Below are 18,955 nucleotides of genomic sequence, written 5' to 3'. Positions count from 1 at the left end.
TCCACCATTGGCGGTTGAGCCCATTACGGTTGTCAGCAGGAATATGCAGCCCTGTGGCGGTAACGGTGAGGGGACGCGCCGGAACTGATAGATTGTACCGGATTTCCCAAACAATGTGAATGAAGTCCACGGTTCCATGTGTCTGTTACCTCCTCGTCTGGCGGCGTATCATGCCATAGTTCGGAGTAGCGGTGAGATGGGGGCGATCCGCCTGTCTGCCATGCATCCTCCAGCCTACCGTGAACCTGCGTGCCTGCAATTTTCAGGTAGGCGTGAATGCAGGTTTGGCAATGCTGTTTTTGTTTCGGGTGGGTGGTTTCCCGTTCTTTTTTGGGTCTGTTGTAAATTGTTGTAAGTGAGGCTCAGGCCATTAATTTATTGGATTGAGTGATGACGGGTGATCCACAGGTTTGCGTCGAGGCAGGCCAGAGCCTAACTTTCCAGAATGTCCAGTTCAGGTAAGGCACGCACGATTTTCATCGTTTCGAGGCTGACGGTGATGACGCGTAAGAACAGTTCCAGAGGATAGCGCGGATTGTTCATGGTCTCGATAGCCCAGTCATTGGCATTATTGACAATACCGCTGGCTTTGTCCGTTTTGACGCATTGACGTTCCACAACCCAGTCCAGCGCAGCCTTGCCGTTGACGACATAATCATAGGCTTCCAAAGGAATTCCTGTGACTGTGATGTGTTCATTGTAATGAAGGACAGTTTTGTCCTTGCCCTTTCCGTACTTCATCTGGGTGACGCGGTAGTCTTTCGGCGTGAGGCGCTTGTTTCCTGTCTCGACCTTGACCCCTTCATACATTGGCTGGTTGTCGAAATGGACATGCATCTCTCCCAGTCTGCGGCCAGCATCTGAAAAGGCCTTAAAGGCTTCAAATGTCTTCATGCGGGGAATGCGGGGCAGTTCTTTCCGCAGGGTGTCTGCATAACGCTCCCGATAGTCAGGGGAGTGCAGAAGCCCATAGACGTAATAGAACAGGTCTTTTTTGCTGATCGTCTGTCCCGGATAGGCTTCCTGAAAGTGCTTCAGTCCTTCATCCGTGATGGCTTCGCGGCGCACGAGACGTAGTTGAGAAGGGCTCTGTTCAAAGAAACTGCCTTGCGCATCGCTCATCATCCTTGCTCCTCTTCGTAGAGGAACATCGGGAAACATTGGCTGCCGTCTATGTCCACCATATGCAGGCTCGGGATGGTATTGCACATCAGGGCGCTGAAGGCGTTTTTCTGTCCCCCGCCCGACAGGCAAATTACCAGATTTTCCTCTTGTACTTCCGCTAATTCGCGAGTACAATTGTTCTGTTCTGTTCTGTTCTGTTCTGTTCTGTTCTGTTCTGTTCTGTTCTGTTCTGTTCTGTTCTGTTCTGTTCTGTTCTGTTCTGTTCTGTTCTGTTCTGTTCTGTTCTGTTCTGTTCTGTTCTTTAATAGCATCAATTTCATAAAGATATTCAGGAAAGCATTGCGTTCCGCCATCGCTTTGCAGTTCTGGAATGCTTTGGCTCATCAATGCAAACTGGCTATCAGCATGGTGCCGTTGCTTAACCATGATGACCCGATTTTCTGTATCGACCTTATTCATTGGGAAAATTTTGGGCATCTGATAAATCATATCGTTCATCTGTCGATCAAAATACATCCACTGACAGAAAAAGGGTCGATAAGTAGATTTCACGACATGCTCAGGTTTAAGTAATGCAGGCTTATCTCGGGCAAAATCCTGAAGCAATGAACGGTTCCAGCTTATCTTGTGCGGGTCACTATCAACAAAGTTTCTGGCTTTTTCTGATCGTTCTTTCGAGGATGCATTAGGGTACCTATCCCGAAAGCGTTCTCTTTCCGAATTATATACTTCAATCATGGACAGCATGTTTTCGGTCAATTTTTGACGGGATGAATTGTAGCACCATGCATCACGAGCCGTTGCAACCCCACGGGAAAATAGGTCGAACAGCACTGGCCCCGCATCCTTCTCTTTGCTCCCGATAGCGATAAATTTCCCGAAGCTGTCATCTCTCTGTCTGAGCCAGTCTCCGTGTTCGTCGGGGATAATGGTGTGCCACAGTTCTGCGTCAGTCAGGCCATTGACGCTGGCCAGTTCCTGAATACGTTTCAGCTTCTGTTCACGGCTCAGGTAGTCCCCGACGTCATGAAACTGGATATGTCCGTGTTCCTTTGCGGCAGGATTCTTGACCAGAATGGAGATAGCGATTGGTGCGCGGCTTCCAATTTCAAAAATATTTGCGCCTTCCTTCTGGCGGGTCACTCCTGACGTACGGGCATTTCCTCGCAGATAGAACATCTGAATGGACGAAAATTCTTCAGCCAGGCACTGACGCAGGCCGTTGGCAGTATTGGCGTCCAGAAACCCTGCATTGGTGACAAACCCGATAATGCCGCAATCCCCGATCCGGTCCGAAGCCCAGCGGATTGCCCGGATATAACTGTCATAGAGTGCCCGCTTGTTCGTGGCCGTCGTCCGCTTTGCATAGGTCTGCGCAATTCGGGCATCCAGGGCCGGATAGGCCACATTCTGGTTATTGTCGTTCCCGCTCTCCTGCCCTACGGAATAGGGCGGATTCCCCATTATGACGCGAATATCCAGTGTCTTCTGTTTACGGATGCGGCGGTTGTTGTCCTCCAGCGCGGAACTGATCAGATTATGGGGTTCAGTCAGCCGGAAGGTATCTGTCAGGCAGATGCCCTCAAAGGGTTCATATTTCCCGTCCATCAGGTCGGAGAAGGTGGCCTCGATGTTGATGGAGGCAATGTAGTAGGCCAGCAGCACAATCTCGTTGGCATGCAGTTCATGCCGGAATTTATGCAGAAGCTGCGCCTTCGTTATCAGGCCGCTTTGCAGCAGGCGGGTGATGAAGGTGCCCGTGCCGGTAAAGGGGTCCATGATATGGACGCCCTCACTGCCCAGCGTCTGGCCGAACTCACGTTCCAGCACGTCGTTGATGGAGCGGATGATGAAGTCCACCACCTCGATGGGCGTATAGACAATGCCGAGCCGTTCCTTCAGGCGCGGGAAAGCCTGCTGGAAAAATCCGTCATACAGTTCCTTGATAACCTTCTGGCGGCCATAGGCTGTATCAATCCCCGCCGCCCGTTCCCGGACGCTGTTATAGAAGCTTTCCAGCCTGTCCGTTTCCTTGTGCAGGCTGTGCCGATCCAGCGCATCCAGAACGGACTGCATGGCTTTTGACATGGGATTGTCCCGCACGAAGCTGTGGCCTTCAAACAGGGCCTCAAAGACGGGACGGGTAATCAGGTGCTGCGCCAGCATCTCGATGATTTCATCGCGGCTGATGCTGTCATTCAGCTCCGAGCGCAGGTCCGTTGCAAACTGCTCAAATGCTTCCCGCGCCTGAATATTCTCCGGGTTATCCAGAATGTGGGTGATGCGGGCGATATGGGTCTGGGCGATCCGGGCGATATCCCCGGCCCAGTCTTCCCAGTGATGCCGGTTGCCAACCCGCTTGACGATCTTGGCATAGATGGCCCGTTCGATCTCCCCGACCTCGAATTGCAGCATATCCTGCCGGTCATCATTCTGCGGAGTCTGCGCCTTTTGACCGAGAGCGTAGGACGAATGGGCTTTCTGGGCCGTTCCCGTTGTCAGGGCCATCGTTTTGGGGGTGATTTTCTTTGTCACCGCTATGACTTCCATGCGTGCCGTGTCTGGCCTTGCCCGCAGGTCCATCCTGTTGACCATATGGTCAAAACGGTCGTCATGGGAGCGGAGCGCCTGAAGCACCTGCCAGACGACCTGATAGGTCTTGTTGTTATCCAGAGCCTGATCAGGTTCGACGCCTGCCGGAATCACCACGGGCAGCACGACATAGCCACGCTTTTTCCCCGGTGCATTCCGCATGACACGCCCGACCGACTGTACGACATCGACCTGTGAATTCCTGGGGGTCAGGAACAGCACGGCATCAAGGGCGGGAACATCCACCCCTTCGGACAGGCAGCGCACATTTGTCAGGATACGACAGGTACGCTCAGGCGCTTCTTCCTTCAGCCATGCGAGCCTGCTTTCCTTCTCGCTGGCGTTCATGCCGCCATCCACATGCTCGGCTTCACAGGTCAGGCGGGCGGCGGGTTCGACGTCCTCCTTTTGCTGATATTCCTCGACCACGGCCTGGAACATCTTCTGGATCTGCTTGGAACTGACCTTGTGCGCCCGGCCCTTGTAATTGGCCTCAATGACCTGACAGAACGCCACGGCCCGCTTCATCGGGTCAGGATCGTCAATACCATCCTGTGACAGACCGATTTTCGCCAGCGCCTTCCAGCAACCGACGATTCTGGAGGCATCCGAGACTGTCAGCCCATTATCCGGGTTGTCCAGAAGCTTCTGGACACTACGGGATACAGTGCCCTCATCAACGGCCAGCACGATGACCTTGTAATCCACCAACAGCTTGCGCCGGACGGCTTCGGAAAAGGTGATGACGTGGAACTGGGGGCCATACACCGTCTCGTTATCCATGCCATACAGGATGGCCTCGTCCTTCTCCGCCTTTGCCTGTGCGGCCTCACCATAGATACGCGGCGTGGCTGTCATGTAGAGGCGGCGTTTCCCTGCAAGATAATCCTGATTATGAACACGGACGAAGGCGCTATCATTTTCGTGCCCGCCGAAGGTAACGCCGGTTGTCCGGTGCGCCTCATCACAGACAATCAGGTCAAATTCGGGAAAGTCATGTTCCTTCTGCGCCTGACTGATGACATCAATGGAATGATAGGTCGCAAAGACCACGTTCATGTGCGCCCCGTCGCAACGCTTGCTGAATTCCGTGCTCAGGCGGGCGGCATTCGTGGTCGCGGGGTAACGCAGTTCATGGATGCTGATCTTGATTTCATCGTCATTCCTGGCCTGCTTCTTCCCGACATCGCTGTCTGAACAGACCGCGAAGCTGTGGAGGGGAATGTGGCTTTCCTGCGTCCATTCCGTTAGCGTCTGGGATAGTAGCGACAGGCTGGGAACAAGGAAAAGCACCGTGCCGCCGGGACCAACCTGCCGTTCCGCTATTTTCAGGCTGGTGAAGGTCTTGCCCGTGCCACAGGCCATGATGAGACGCCCGCGCTCATGCTGCTCAAAACCCTTCAGGGTGCGCCCGATAGCTGTTTTCTGGTAGTCATGGGGAGATTTCTTCTCCCGCAGGACCGGGGTCATATCCGGCTGGTAACGGGTCCAGTCGATCAGGCTGTTTTCAAGGTCGTAAAGGTTGATCTCGCTGACAGGCGGCTGCTGGTTATCCAACGAGGCTTTCGCGTTGTCGGTCCAGTGATTGGTTGTGGCCACGATAATGCGGCGGGCAAAATGCCTTTTGCCGGATGCGGTGAAGAAACTGTCGATATCCTGCTTGCTGATGCGGTGATCTGATGCATGGAATTTGCATTGGATGGCATGGAATTCGCCTGTTCCACGTGTTCGGGCGACAAGGTCAATACCGGTATCCTTGGCATTATATCCCTGTTCCCTAGCCCAGTCCTGATAGGTCCAGACGGTATCATACAGATCCGCATAGGTGGGCTCCGTCCGCAGGTAACAGACGATCAGCTTCTCGAAATACGTGCCTTTTTCACGTTCGGATTCCGACAGGGCGCGATAGGTGGCGAGAAGGCTGGCAAGTGCGAAAGACATGATCGGACCTGAACTATGAACACTGGACCACTTTTGCCCTGCCGATAGCAGTGGCGCAAGGAAGTGCGGGCAGTGTTGCGGTGCTACGGCCGGTTAGGTCTTGATATCGGCTACTACTGCTACAGCAATGTGGATAATGTTTTTATCAGGATGGGGATGTCGGTTTATGCCCTCATCTGAGATGAAAAGACACTGCGGCATTACTCCCTAAAGTGGATATGGTAACTGACAATGGATTGATGGCGTCCAGCCTGGCCTAAAGTTTTCAGGGAAAGCAGGATAATGGAGAACATGCAGGCGCTTTCCGTGAAAGAAAAGGTGGCCTACGGCTGTGGTGATGCTGCCTCCAACATGATGTGGGGCATGACGTCATCCTATCTGATGTATTATTATACGGATATTTATGGTCTGCCGCTGCTTGCCGTATCGTGGATACTTCTGGTGGCCCGTGTTGTGGATGCTTTCTGCGATCCGGCCATCGGCTATGTTGTTGACCGTATCGGCGGGCTGATCGTACCGCGCCTGATCCGCTCCCTGGCCATTCCCTTCGGCATAACAGGTTTCCTGTGCTTTCTGGCCCTGCCGCTTCCGCCCACGGGGAAAGTTGTGTGGGCTGGGGCGACCTATATCGTGTTTGGTGCCATCTATTCCTGCATCAATACGCCCTATGGTGCGTTGGCCGTCATGATGAGCCGCTCCGCCACAGGGCGCATTGGCCTTAATGCATTCCGCATGATGGGCTGTCAGGTCGGATCGCTGCTTGTGGCGCTGCTGACCATTCCCGCCATCACCTGGCTGGGTGGAGGCGAAAGCGCGGCGCAGCACCGGTATGGCATGGCGGTCTATGTGCTGGCTCTGTCAGTTCTGGGTACTATCCTGTGGTTATGCGTGGCGCGAGGCTGCACAGTAAGGCACCCGCCAGCACCTGTTCGGCAGAATCTTTTGGTCACGCTGCGCCATCTTATGGAAAACCGGCGATGGGTGCTGAGTAACCTTCTCGCGTTCTTCTATTTCGTGGGGCAGGCGGCCCTGTTCGGGTTTGCCCTGTATTACGCCCGTGTCGTTCTTGGTGGCACGGAGCAACTGGGCGCCAATATCATTACTTTCGTCACTGTCCTGCTATTTGCGGGCGTGCCCGTATGCCTTCCACTTGCTCGACGTCTGGGGGCTGTCCGCAGCGGGATCATATGCCTGATCGCGCAGGGAGCAGCCTATCTGGCAATGGCTGTGGCGGGCGCGTCCATGACAGGTTTTTTCCTGTCCGTAGCGCTTCTGGCACTGGCTCAGGGCGTGATGTCTCCGCTGTATTACACCTTGCTGGCGGAAGCCGTGGATGATGGTGACCCACGGACTTCGACCGGATCGGCTGGTCTGGCGTATTCGATCAACACTTGGGTTACGAAGCTGGCGATGGGGCTGACCGGCTTCGTTCTGGCGCAGTTCCTGTCACAAGGCCATTACGTCGAGGGTGGGGTTACGCAGCCACCGGATCTGTCATTCTGGATTATGGCTGGATTTGTCTGGCTACCGCTGGGTGCGGTATGTATGCAGGCCCTCTGCCTACTGGCATGGCGCGACAGCGAATGAGCATTGTGTCGGTGCCGCAATATTTGATTACCGAAGCGCAGGAAACGCACGTCGGACCGCCGACCAGCGCGCATTTCCAAACAAGGCTCTTAGCAGCTAAATTTCTTTACATTGTATTTCTAAAATCAACGGATCGACTGATGAGAGAAAAATATCCCATTTACTTAAATTTTTTAGCATGTGCTCTCATATTGTCTTGGACAATTTGTAATTTCATATCATTCATAAAAGAAAATATTTTTATTCAATCTGAACAAATAAGTGATTACGCGAAAGCGACAGCAATGATGGTTGGTCTATACACAGGCTTGTACTGCATAAAATGCTTCACATTAGAGAAATACAACATAAAAATAAACACCACATCACTTCTTACCATTTCCACTTTAATGTTTTCATTAGCAAGCTTTTCTCAAGACATAACAACAAAACAAAGCATTATAGGGTTTATATGTATTGCAATTGGAAATGCAGATATATTTGTTATTTTCGTTTATTTAATAAAATTAATCTTCAAGGACAGCTAGTTAAAAGCTTTCGGTCAGATTCAATCAGTTGGCCACCAGAAGCGGACCGGAAGCAGACCCGGCAAACCTGCCTGTCTGCTTCCAGGAATTAAGCAGACAGACAACACTCGCCCTCATGCTGGTCATCAACGAAAACATTACCAGTTCCGAAAAGCGGACGTCGTGCGGTCGCCCAATCAGTCGGTGCCGCACATGCCATCAAGCAGTACATCCAGCGCGGCCGGGACTGGCGTTGACCCGACCTTCTCTTCAAGCAACTGTTTACTGATCGCCAGCATGGCCAGGCCGTGCACCTGCGCCCAGCTTGCCGCAGCTAAAGCGTTGATGGCGACCGGGCGGAAACTTCCGTCCCGCTGCCCTTTTTCCAGAAGACTCAGAAGAATCCCGAAAGTGCTCATGGCTGCGTCATGTAGCGGCGGGTCTATCGTCTTGTCGGCATCGGAACTGAACATCAGGCGATAAAGACCGGGATTTTGACACGCAAACCCGATACAGGCCTGTGCCGCCGCCATGAATTGCGCGCGCGTGGACGGCAGTCCCAGAGACATGGCCTCTGTCAGGCTCTCCCCAAGTCTGACGAACCCGATCCGGGCCAGTTCCCGCAGCAGCATCTCACGATCCCGGAAATGCTTGTAGGGTGCTGCATGGCTGACCCCCGTGCGTCGCGCCACCTCCCGCAAGGTAAAGGTCCAGTTCTGGTCAGCCGCCAGCATGTCCAGCGCCGTATCGATCAGGGCACGGCGCAGGTCACCGTGATGGTAGGGGCGGTCCTTTGTTTCACTCATTCGTGAAGTCCATGTTTGCACAAGAAACTTTCATTGACACCAGATCGTCATGCTTCATATCCTGCCCGCATAAGTTTCTCCTGTAAACATGGAGGACGCGATGTCCGACGTTACCCCCGCTGAATTGCACCGTATTCTCGACCGCCAGCGCGCCGCGTTCCTGCAGGTCGGACCGCCGGACCGGAAACAACGTCGGACCGACCTGCGTCGCCTGAAAGCGGAAATCCTGAAGCGGCGGACTGACATCGTGCGTGCCCTGAAAACGGATTTCGGCCAGCGCTCGGAACGCGAAAGCGCCATCGTGGAACTGATTCCGCTGGTGCAGTCGATCAATTACATGATCGCGCATGTAGGATGCTGGATGAAGCCGGAGCGCCGCCACGTATCGGCTTATTTCCAGTGCGGTCGTGCCTGGGTGGTCCGGCAGCCGGTGGGTGTCGTGGGCATTATCGCGCCGTGGAATTATCCGGTCTCGCTGGCCCTCGTGCCGCTGGCGACGGCAATCGCCGCCGGCAACCGGGCCATGCTTAAACCGTCTGAATTCACGCCGGCCACATCGGCTGTGATCGGCGAGATCGTGCAGGCCATTTTTCCGCCAGAGCAGATTTCTGTCGTTACGGGAGATGGTGAAGTGGGCGCTGCGTTCTCGGCGCTGCCCTTTGATCATATCCTGTTCACCGGCAGCACGGCGGTTGGAAAGAAGGTCGCTGAGACGGCGGCACGCAATCTGACCCCAGTCACGCTTGAACTGGGAGGCAAGTCCCCTGTGGTGATAGAGTCCGGTTTTTCCATGCAGCGGGTGGCGGACCGCGTGGCGTTTGGCAAGCTGACCAACGCTGGGCAGACCTGCATCGCGCCGGATTATGTGCTTGTGCATGAAAACGACCGGGACGCTTTTGCCGCAGCCTATCAGGACGCCGTGCAGAGGCTGCATCCGGGCGGTTATGTCGGGTCGCCTGATTATACGGCCATTCTCAACACGCATCATTACGGGCGGTTGAGCAGTCTGATCGACAATGCCGAAGCACAGGGCGCGCAGGTTATCCGATTGGGGAATGATTCAGCTACGGATCATGTTCTGGCCCCCGTGCTACTGCTGAACGTCACGCCCCAGATGGCGGTCATGCAGGAGGAGATTTTCGGACCTGTCCTGCCTGTGCTGACCTACAGGAACCTTGACGAAGCGATTGCCTTCATCAACGCACGGCCCCGCCCCCTGGCCCTGTATTATTTTGGCGACAACCGCGTTGAACGCGACAGGGTGTTGAGGAACACGGTTTCAGGAAACGTGACGATCAACGGTACATTGATGCATTATGTGCAGGACGACCTGCCATTCGGCGGCGTGGGGGACAGCGGCATCGGGGCGTATCATGGAAAGGAAGGTTTCATGGCGCTCACACATGCCCGTGGTGTGTACCGACAGGGACGTTTCAACGCGGCAACACTGCTTCAGCCGCCATTCGGCAGGCTTACCGACACCATCACCAATCTGATCCTGCGATGACAACGGGCATTCTTCTTATCGGGGCGTCGGCCTTATCGGGGGATCGTTGTTGCGGAGCTTGCTATGCTGCCCGATACCCTCGTCCCCAGCATTACCGTCACTGACTGACTCGTCTCGCGTTATTTTGGACGACCAGAAGAGTCCGATTACATCTTCAGATTGACCGTAACCGGACATTCCGCAGTCGCCTTCATGTCGGACATCTGCGGGTGTCTGAAATTTCGCAAAAGCGGACATTGGTGGAGTTCCGCCAGCCTATTTTCCCTCCGGTATCTGCGCGCGGTTTTTGCTACATATAATATAGTTCAGCTAGTGCTGCTCACTGATCCGGACTTTTCCACACAATCATGATCCTCCTAAAAAGCGCCATGCCATAGCCACGGCGCGAATCACCCGTGCGACACGTAAAGCCCGCCCTCACCGGCGGGTTTTTTTGTGTCTTCATTTCAGGACACGCCATGCCAAATACCAACCAGCATCCCGCTCTGACATTTGTCATGAGCGAACATCAGCTCGTCAGTGTTGTCAGACGCTACCTGCCAAACCGGAAAACCCTCAACCGGGCCGAAGGTCTGGCCACGATCGGCTTCGGGGCTGCGGAAATGGCCGGGGCCACGGGCCTGCTGGCCGCCCCGGAACCGTTGCTCAGCAAAGTGGGCGGCATTGCGCCTGCCGCCCACGGCGTTGACATGATGACCGCTGGACGGCGTGCATGGAACACCGGCACACCACCACAGACCCGGACCGAACGTACGGTCCACGCCGCGGCTCTGAAGGCGCATGCATCCCTGCTATTGCCAATCTGGCAGGTGCGGCTGCAGATGCCGTGATTCCTGCTGGCATACTGCATGCGGCAGCGCATTTCGCGGCGACACGGGCCATTCGCGTTGCCACGGCGAATGCAAACCGGCTTGCCTTCAGGGCAGGACGACATCACCACGGAGCACTTCCACCGGCCTGTCGTGCAACGCACCGGTCAGCCGGCACGGACACCTGCCAACCAGAATCTTCTCTCACCGCATCGACAGAACCGGCTTGACCTCAACCATCATGAGGCGCCGCTCCATGATCGTAAGAAAGGAGGCGGTCATGTCTTGCTAAAGCACGTCGACCCGACCGAGGCATATATCGAACGCCGGTTCACAAAGTGCTCAAGGATAACGGCCCCAGGATTGATGGCTGGCTCAAGAACGCCAGAGATGGAAATAAAATCTTCCTTGACGGATATACTTCTGGAAGGGGGACTGTCGTTATCGAGAATGCCAATCGGCAGCGCAAGACTGCGCGACGTATGCGCGTTACAATTGTCAAAAAAGAACACAATGGAATGATCTACTATGTCCAAACTGTTAAACTATACCAATAATGATATTCTCGACCTATTTTTGCATCTAGCCGATCTGGGCGCGAGTTCGTTTGGCGAGGATCCTGAGCTCTTTGGTGATACACTGTTCGAGGTCATTGAAGATGCGCCGCGGGGCCTTCGCCTGCCGTTCAAACAGCAGACAGTCAACGAATTAAGGACGTTACTGGCCTATGGCGATATGGACCTCGATCGCGTCAGTTGGGCTGTGCTCGGTATAGACCCCACGGCGGATGTTGAAGAACCACCTAACTGGGGCAGCTTTCCAAGCCTGCGGGCATTCTGGTCAGCCGTCCTGCATGCTTTTGAAAGTGACCCCGAGGTGCAGGCGGGAAGAGAGATTGACCGCGACGTGTAGGAGCCGGGCATTCACCAACATGGAATACAGAAATGTCTGCTTTCATATGTAGGCACTCCAGAAGCAGACCTCCCGCATCCCTCATAAAGCCGCCTATTCCACCCGGATATTGCATGGCGGATGATGCTGGTGAGCAGGTTGAGGCGCTGGACGACGATTACTTTCTTAAAGCAGGCTTCGATCAACCGACGGATCGGAATGCGGGCAATGACAGAGGTGTGTGGTGGGGTCGATATTCGTCTTTTGGGATTCGCTCATGAGAATGCCTGATATCACTGAGCTATTCCTGAGTGACGGAAACCCGTCTGGTTCAGGAGTGGCGCAAAGTCCAACAAACTGGAAATCAGGAAAGTACCTGTAATCAGCTAACGTCCGCAGGTAACTGCGGCAAAAGTAGCTGGCGTCCCGTACGGGATTCGAACCCGTGTTGCCGCCGTGAAAGGGCGGTGTCCTAGGCCTCTAGACGAACGGGACTAAAGGCGTGAGCGGTAAGTATCCCGACAGCCGGGGTGGGTCAACCCCTCAATGAAAAAATATTGGATTATTGGGCGATCGCCACATCGCGTATGAAAAAAGTGGCGGATGTCCGCCCGTTCCAGCTTTCCGCACGCAGCCAGCCCGCCAGATGCAGCGGCGGGGCGTCGCGGTCCTCCAGCACGGGGGCAAGCGGGCTTTCACTGGCGCGGAACACCAGCGCCTTGAGCCGGGGGCCACGGCCCTCGCCCTGCACTGTCAGGCGCAGGGTGTTGCCCTCACGGCCAATACGCTCGGCATAGGCCACGCGCACGCGGGGCAGGGCGATCAGCGGTTCGTCATTCCCGGCGCCAAACGGAGCCAGACGGTCCATGTTGGTCGCAAGTTCCACATCGGCGGCAGCCACGTTCACAACCGCGTCTATGGTCAGGTCCACGGCATCGGGCAGGTCGGCGGCGGTTGCCAGATGGTGGTCAAGAAACGCATGCAGGGCCGGAATGCCATCGGCCGACAACCCGAAACCCGCCGCCATGGCATGGCCCCCACCGGAGGTAAGCAGGCCCGCCTGCCGTGCCGCGATGATCGCCCCGCCCAGATCCTGCCCCGGCACGGAACGGGCGGACCCTTTTACGCTGCCGTCCTCCAGCTCCGCGCCGACCAGAACGGGACGATTGAATTTTTCCTTGATGCGCCCGGCCACAATACCCACCACGCCGGGGTGCCAGTCGCGCCCGCTCAGCACCAGCACGGCATGGCCCTGCGCGCGCTGCTGCGCCGCCAGTTCCATGGCGCGGTCCAGAATCCCGGCCTCGACACTCTGGCGGTTGTGGTTGACGGTGTTCAGGCGCTCGGCCAGCGTTCGGGCCTCGGCCGCGTCGTCACAGAGCAATAAACGCAGCCCCAGTCCCGAATCCGCGATACGCCCCCCGGCATTGATGCGTGGCCCCACCGCGAAACCGCAGGTGAAGGCGGAAAGCGGATCCCGCGCCCCCGCTGCTTCCAGCAGGGCCGAAAGGCCGGTGCGCTGCCTGCGCGCCATGATCTTCAGCCCCTGGGCGACAAAGGCGCGATTCAGGCCGCCCAGCGGCATCACGTCGCATACGGTGGCAAGGGCAACCAGATCGAGGCCGTCCATAAGCTGCGGCTCGGGGCGGGACCCGTTGAACCACCCATCCCGCCGCAGGATGCGGGCCGTGGCCACGACCGTAAGAAAAGTGACCGCCGCCGCGCAGATATGGCGCAGGCCGGAAGAGCAGTCCGGCCGGTTGGGGTTGACCGTGGCCAGGACCTTCGGCAGCGCGCCCTGAACCTGATGATGGTCGAGAATAATGACATCGCCCCGCTGGCTGACGGATTCCAGCACCTCCACCGCCGCCGTGCCGCAGTCCAGGCAGACGATCAGGCTGGCCCCCCGGTCCATCATGGCCGTGATGGCGGGCGTGTTGGGGCCGTAGCCCTCCGTCATGCGGTCGGGGATGTGGGTCAGGACCGTGCAGCCCATACGACGCAGGAAATCGGTCATGAGGGCGGTGGAACACGCGCCGTCCACGTCGTAATCCCCGAACAGCCCCACCGTTTCGCCATTGCGGATGGCGGTGGCCAGACGGGCCGCCGCCATGTCCATGTCCGCGCAGGTGGATGGATCGGGCATCAGCGCCCGCAGGGTCGGGGTCAGGTAGGTGGCCACGTCTTCCGGGGCGACACCGCGCAGGGCCAGCATGCGCCCCACGATCTCGGGCAGGCCGGTCTGCTGGGCAATGGCCATGCCCATCCGGTCGGTATGGCTGGCCTGCCCGCCCTCGCGCCAGTTCCACCGGCGGCCCGTCACGCTGCGGGTCACCCCCAGTACGGCGGGTTCCGCCGCCTCATGCGCGGTGCGGGCGGCTGGATGGGGCGAAAGCAGGTCGGCGGCGGGCATGGGCGGGCTTTCTGTAATGGCCGGGCTTCAGCCCGCGTCGATACGGATCAGGACGGGTTCATCCAGCACGGCGGACAGTTCGGCAATATGATGCAGGGCATGCTGCATCGCCGCTTCCGATGTCCTGTGCGTCAGGAGCACCAGGGGTACGGCGCGGGCGCCGTCGGGGCGGACTTCATGGGCATCGGCATGCTGGAGCATGCTGCGCAGGGATACGCCATTGTCACGCAGCACGGCGGTGATGTCCGCGATCACGCCGGGGCGGTCCTCCACGTTCAGGCGCAGGTAATATTCGCCCGTGAACGACTTGCTGGGCAGGGCCACGGCCTGTGTCAGGCTGTCCGCGTCGCAGCCCCATACGGGAATGGCCGTGCCACGGGCAATGTCGATCAGGTCGGCGCAGACGGCGGTGGCTGTTGGCCCTTCGCCCGCGCCGCGCCCTTCGAGCATCAGGCGACCGACAAAGGCCCCTTCCGCCACTACGGCGTTGAAGACGCCGTTCACCTGCGCGATGGGCGCATCCTGCGGCACGAGGCAGGGATGGACCCGCGCCTCGATCCCGTTTTCATGCTGGCGGGCAATGCCCAGCAGCTTGATGCGGTAGCCCATCTTGCGGGCGAACTGCAGGTCCAGCGCGCCGATGCGGCGGATCCCCTCGATATAGACGGAGGCGAACACCACCGGCCGCCCGAAGGCCAGCCCCGCCAGAATCGCCAGCTTGTGGGCGGTGTCGATTCCATCCACATCGGTGGAGGGGTCGGCCTCGGCATAGCCCAGCTTCTGCGCATCGGCCAGGATTTCGGCAAAATCCCGCCCGGTTTCGTGCATGACGCTCAGGATATAGTTGCACGTGCCGTTCAGGATGCCGCCGATCTTGAGGATACGGTCCGCCGCCAGTCCTTCGCGCACGGTCTTGATGGCGGGGATGCCGCCGGCGACCGCCGCCTCGAACATGAGCGGCACGCCCGCTTCCTGCGCGGTGCAGGCCAGCGCCGCGCCATGAATGGCGATCAGCGCCTTGTTGGCGGTGACGACGGGCTTGCGGTTTTCCAGCGCGCGGCTGACGGTCAGGCGCGCCGGGCCTTCCGCCCCGCCGATCAGTTCGGCCACGACATCCACATCCGGGTGGGCGGCCAGTTCCTCGGGCGTGTCGCACCATGCCACGCCGGACAGGTCGATCCCCCGGTCACGCGTGCGGTCGCGGGCGCTGACGGCGGTCACCACCAGTTCGCGGCCCGCACGGGCGCGGATCAGCGCCGCGTTTTCGCGCAGCAGCCTGAAAACGCCCGCGCCAACCGTGCCCAGCCCGGCAATGCCGATGCGCAGGGGCTTGGGTTCGGGGGTGGAGTGGGAAGTAGGAGTCATTTCTTTTCCGTCAACCGATGGGGCCGTCATGAATGGGCGGAGTGGGTATCATGCAGGGGGGCGGCCTGCTGCGAGGTCGGGCTGATGCCGCCATGTTCCGTCATGAAATGGCGGATGGAACGGCAGGCCTGGCGCAGGCGCTGCGTGTTTTCCACCAGGCCGATGCGCACGAACCCTTCCCCATGTTCCCCAAAGCCCAGGCCCGGCGCCACGGCAACGCCAGCCTCCTTCAGCAGCAGCTTGGAAAAATCGACGCTGCCCAGATGGCGGAAGCGTTCGGGGATCGGCGCCCACGCGAACATCGACCCCTCGGGCGAGGGGACGTCCCACCCCGCCGCGTGCAGGCCCTGGATCAGCACGTCGCGGCGCTTGCGGTAGATGTCGCGAATTTCGGCCACGCAGTCCTGCGGGCCGCTCAGGGCGGCGACGGCGGCGACCTGGATGGGGGTGAACGCGCCATAATCCAGATAGGACTTGATGCGTGTCAGCGCCGAGATCAGGCGCGGGTTGCCCGCCGCGAAGCCCATGCGCCAGCCCGCCATGGAATACGTCTTGGAAAGGGACGTGAACTCCACCGCGATGTCCTTCGCCCCCGGCACCTCCAGAATGGAGGGGGGCACCTTGTCGCCAAAATAGATCTCGGCATAGGCAAGGTCGGACATGATCCAGATTTCGTGCTTGCGGGCGAAGGCCACCAGTTTGCGGTAGAAATCGAGATCGGCCAGGTAGGCGGTGGGATTGGACGGGAAGTTGACGATCAGCGCCGTGGGCTTCGGCACGGAATGGCGTACCGCGCGGTCCAGGGCCTCCAGCATCTCGTCATCCGGCGTGGCGGGAATCGAGCGCACGGACGCCCCGGCGATGATGAAGCCGAACTGATGGATCGGGTAGGACGGGTTGGGTACCAAAATGGTGTCGCCCGGGCTGGTCACGGCGGAGGCGAGGTTGGCCAGCCCTTCCTTTGAGCCAAGGGTCGCGATCACTTCCGTTTCCGGATCCAGCTTCACGTTGAAGCGGCGTTCGTAATACCCCGCCAGCGCCCGGCGCAGGCCGGGAATGCCACGGCTGACGGAATAGCGGTGCGCGCGCGGGTCGGACACGGTCTCCACCAGCTTCTGCACGATGTGCGGCGGGGTGGGGGTGTCGGGATTGCCCATGCCCAGATCGATAATATCCTCCCCCCGCGCTCGGGCCTGGGCCTTGGCCTTGTTGACTTCGGCGAAGACATAGGGCGGCAGCCGGCGGATACGATGGAATTCTTCGGTCATGGGACGCTCTGTTGAGGGCGCGAAGCTGTGCGCCGGGTTGAAAAATCAGGTCGTGACAGCCCGCGCGCGGCGTGACTGCCACGACACTCTAGCGCACGATGGCAAGTCTTGCACCATTGCCAAAGGCATGGGCGCGTACCGCAATGCGCGTGGCGGGCACCCCGCGCGCCATAAGCAGGCGGGTCAGGGTGCGCGTGCGCAGCAGGGCCAGGTTCAGCGCCGTGGCCTGACCTTCCGCCGTGGCGGTCGCGGCGTTGCCATATCCGTTCACGATCACGAAGCGGTTGCCGCGCCCGTTCACGATGGAATTGACCACATCCTCCTCCCCCGGTTCGATCTGGTCCGACCCGGACAGGAAGCGTATCTCATCGCCATCGTCGGGCGTGGCGAGGTTATAGGATGGCAGGTCCATGCCATCGCGCTGCGCGTTGTCCGGCAGGCTGATCCCGGCGATGGCGGGCAGGGCGGGCGGTGCGTCGGCCATCTGCGGCAGGTTGGCGGGTATGGCCTCGGGCTGGTCGGGCACGGTGGTGGTGATCTCGGGCATGACCAGTTGCCCCCTGCTGTCCCGTACGGGGGCGGCCTGATGGGTCATGCCCGGCGGGTTGCGGGTGCCGCTGCCGGTGGTGGGCGGCGCGGCGGCACCATCCCCCGAAGGCGCGCCATCCGCCGCCCGGAGCGATGCGGACTGCGCGCCGCCGCCCTTAAGCCTGGGTACGGGCGGGATATCCGCGATCGAGGGCATGGTCCCCATGATCGCGTCCTGGCGCTGGCCGAGTTCGTGCTGGGCCTCGAGGTCGGTGGTAATATCCTCACGCAGGTCGGGCGAGGGGAGTTCGGGCGCCTTGTGCGGGCCAAGCCCGATTTTGGGATAGGGCTGGTGCGCGCCGGGCGGCGGTGGCCGCTGCTGGCCGATCACGCCGCCCTGATACGCGTGGTACCAGTCGGTTACGGTATCAACCGTGTCCTGATGGTGCGCGCAACCGGTCGCGCCCGTCACGATCACGGCCAGCAGCACGCCCCGGATGGCGGGGGCGAATCCGGGGGGTGGAAAAAAAAATCTTTCCGGACTTGGTGATGGCGCCGGTTTTTCCAATCTCTAGCTCCCGTGGCCCTTTGCGGCCCTGAATACGACATGGCCGGGGCAAACTAACCCGCAATGCCGATCTTAGCGAGGGGGGGCTGGCGCCCGCCGCCGGGGTTGCCGCGCCCGGATTGTCAGGTCGGGACTTGGCACCGGACGCAAGGCGGCGCAGGATAAGGGCATGACTAGGCCAGTCCCGGAGAAAAGGGAGAACCCGATGAACGGCATGCAGCCGAAACACCGTGTCCGCATGGATGACGAAGATCCGAGAGATCCCGATATCCCCGAACCCCAGGGCCCGGAAACCGAGGAACCGGATCGCAACCGTACCCTCTCCTCCCCCATAGGGGAGCTGGAAAGCCGCCTGTTCGACCAGCGCAAGGTGCTGGTGTTCGGCCCGATCAACGACAAGATCGCCCGTGACGTGACCGGCCGCCTGCTCGCGCTGGCCGGTACGTCGGACAAGCCGATCGATGTGTACGTGAACTCACCCGGCGGCCATGTCGAAAGTGGTGACACGATCCACGACATGATCCGCTTTGTCGATTCGATCGCCCCGGTCAACATGATCGGAACCGGGTGGGTCGCCTCCGCTGGCGCGCTTATTTTCGCGGCGGGCCACAAGGACCGGCGCTTCTGCCTGCCCAACACCCGCTTCCTGCTGCACCAGCCCATGGGCGGCGTGCGCGGTCCCGCCACCGATATCGATATCGAGGCGCGGGAAATCATCAAGATGCGCGAGCGTCTCAACCGGCTGTTCGCCGATGTGACGGGCCAGCCTTACGACAAGGTGCGCAAGGATACGGACCGCAACTACTGGATGTCCGCCGCCGAGGGCATCGAATACGGGCTGGTGACGCGCGTAATCGACAAAATCTCGGATCTTCATTGATCCAGGGCAAAGCGCAGGTTTCGGCACGTTCATAATATCTGGCGTTCCGTTTGGGGGAGCCGCCTCTGGCGGCTCCCTTAAATTCCAGATAACAGTTCTGCACTTCTTGTTGATTATGATAAGTGGACCGGCAATGGGATGTCAGGCTGTTTCGATAAATGCCCCATCG

13 protein-coding genes and 1 tRNA gene are annotated in these 18,955 nt (G+C 58.8%); 7 read left to right on the top strand and 7 right to left on the bottom strand.

Annotated elements, in window-relative coordinates:
- Positions 1-432: 432 nt before the first annotated feature.
- Entirely contained in the window at positions 433-5,658 is a 5,226-nt protein-coding gene (locus tag LDL28_RS07500; protein ID WP_233057988.1) for a type ISP restriction/modification enzyme, read from the bottom strand.
- Between the two features lie 282 nt (positions 5,659-5,940).
- Between LDL28_RS07500 and LDL28_RS07495 the strand changes: the two genes are divergently transcribed.
- Positions 5,941-7,245, top strand: coding sequence for an MFS transporter (locus LDL28_RS07495; protein ID WP_233057987.1), 1,305 nt, complete (start codon positions 5,941-5,943; stop codon positions 7,243-7,245).
- 703 nt (positions 7,246-7,948) lie between these two features.
- On the opposite strand, the gene LDL28_RS07490 is transcribed toward LDL28_RS07495, so the two are convergent.
- Entirely contained in the window at positions 7,949-8,557 is a 609-nt protein-coding gene (locus LDL28_RS07490; RefSeq protein WP_233057986.1) for a TetR/AcrR family transcriptional regulator, read from the bottom strand.
- A 100-nt stretch (positions 8,558-8,657) separates the two neighbouring features.
- On the opposite strand from LDL28_RS07490, the gene LDL28_RS07485 reads away from it, so the two are divergent.
- The 5 genes from LDL28_RS07485 (at position 8,658) to LDL28_RS07470 (ending at position 12,045) form a co-directional block, all read left to right on the top strand.
- On the top strand, positions 8,658-10,064 hold the full coding sequence (locus LDL28_RS07485) for a coniferyl aldehyde dehydrogenase (protein WP_233057985.1): 1,407 nt from the start codon (positions 8,658-8,660) through the stop codon (positions 10,062-10,064).
- Between the two features lie 458 nt (positions 10,065-10,522).
- Complete coding sequence (locus tag LDL28_RS07480; protein WP_233057984.1) at positions 10,523-10,894, top strand: hypothetical protein; 372 nt, start codon at positions 10,523-10,525, stop codon at positions 10,892-10,894.
- A gap of 317 nt (positions 10,895-11,211) precedes the next feature.
- Positions 11,212-11,430, top strand: a complete 219-nt coding sequence (locus LDL28_RS15705; RefSeq protein WP_370636273.1) for an RNase A-like domain-containing protein — start codon at positions 11,212-11,214, stop codon at positions 11,428-11,430.
- The gene (locus LDL28_RS07475) at positions 11,402-11,785 is read left to right on the top strand and encodes a hypothetical protein (protein WP_233057983.1); all 384 of its coding nucleotides are present in this window, start codon (positions 11,402-11,404) and stop codon (positions 11,783-11,785) included. Before LDL28_RS15705 ends, LDL28_RS07475 begins: the two co-directional genes overlap by 29 nt.
- Before the next feature lie 113 nt (positions 11,786-11,898).
- Positions 11,899-12,045, top strand: a complete 147-nt coding sequence (locus tag LDL28_RS07470) for a hypothetical protein (protein WP_233057982.1) — start codon at positions 11,899-11,901, stop codon at positions 12,043-12,045.
- Positions 12,046-12,183: 138 nt separating this feature from the next.
- On the opposite strand, the gene LDL28_RS07465 is transcribed toward LDL28_RS07470, so the two are convergent.
- The 5 genes from LDL28_RS07465 to LDL28_RS07445 form a co-directional block, all read right to left on the bottom strand.
- Positions 12,184-12,259, bottom strand: a tRNA-Glu gene (locus LDL28_RS07465).
- A gap of 67 nt (positions 12,260-12,326) precedes the next feature.
- On the bottom strand, positions 12,327-14,177 hold the full coding sequence (gene recJ / locus LDL28_RS07460) for a single-stranded-DNA-specific exonuclease RecJ (RefSeq protein WP_233057981.1): 1,851 nt from the start codon (positions 14,175-14,177) through the stop codon (positions 12,327-12,329).
- A gap of 27 nt (positions 14,178-14,204) precedes the next feature.
- Positions 14,205-15,542, bottom strand: coding sequence for a homoserine dehydrogenase (locus LDL28_RS07455; protein ID WP_233057980.1), 1,338 nt, complete (start codon positions 15,540-15,542; stop codon positions 14,205-14,207).
- Between the two features lie 26 nt (positions 15,543-15,568).
- Positions 15,569-16,810, bottom strand: coding sequence for an LL-diaminopimelate aminotransferase (locus LDL28_RS07450; RefSeq protein ID WP_233057979.1), 1,242 nt, complete (start codon positions 16,808-16,810; stop codon positions 15,569-15,571).
- Between the two features lie 88 nt (positions 16,811-16,898).
- Positions 16,899-17,828 (bottom strand): hypothetical protein, encoded by a 930-nt coding sequence (locus LDL28_RS07445; RefSeq protein WP_233057978.1) that lies wholly within the window; start codon positions 17,826-17,828, stop codon positions 16,899-16,901.
- Between the two features lie 283 nt (positions 17,829-18,111).
- Here LDL28_RS07445 and LDL28_RS07440 point away from each other — a divergent pair, with 283 nt between their 5' ends.
- Positions 18,112-18,786 (top strand): ATP-dependent Clp protease proteolytic subunit, encoded by a 675-nt coding sequence (locus LDL28_RS07440; RefSeq protein ID WP_233059227.1) that lies wholly within the window; start codon positions 18,112-18,114, stop codon positions 18,784-18,786.
- Positions 18,787-18,955: the final 169 nt, after the last annotated feature.

Origin of the sequence: Komagataeibacter sp. FNDCR2 (assembly GCF_021295395.1) — a bacterium.
Lineage (GTDB): Bacteria > Pseudomonadota > Alphaproteobacteria > Acetobacterales > Acetobacteraceae > Komagataeibacter.
The sequence above is the reverse complement of the archived record's forward strand: the minus strand, read 5'-3'. Positions and strand labels throughout refer to the sequence as shown.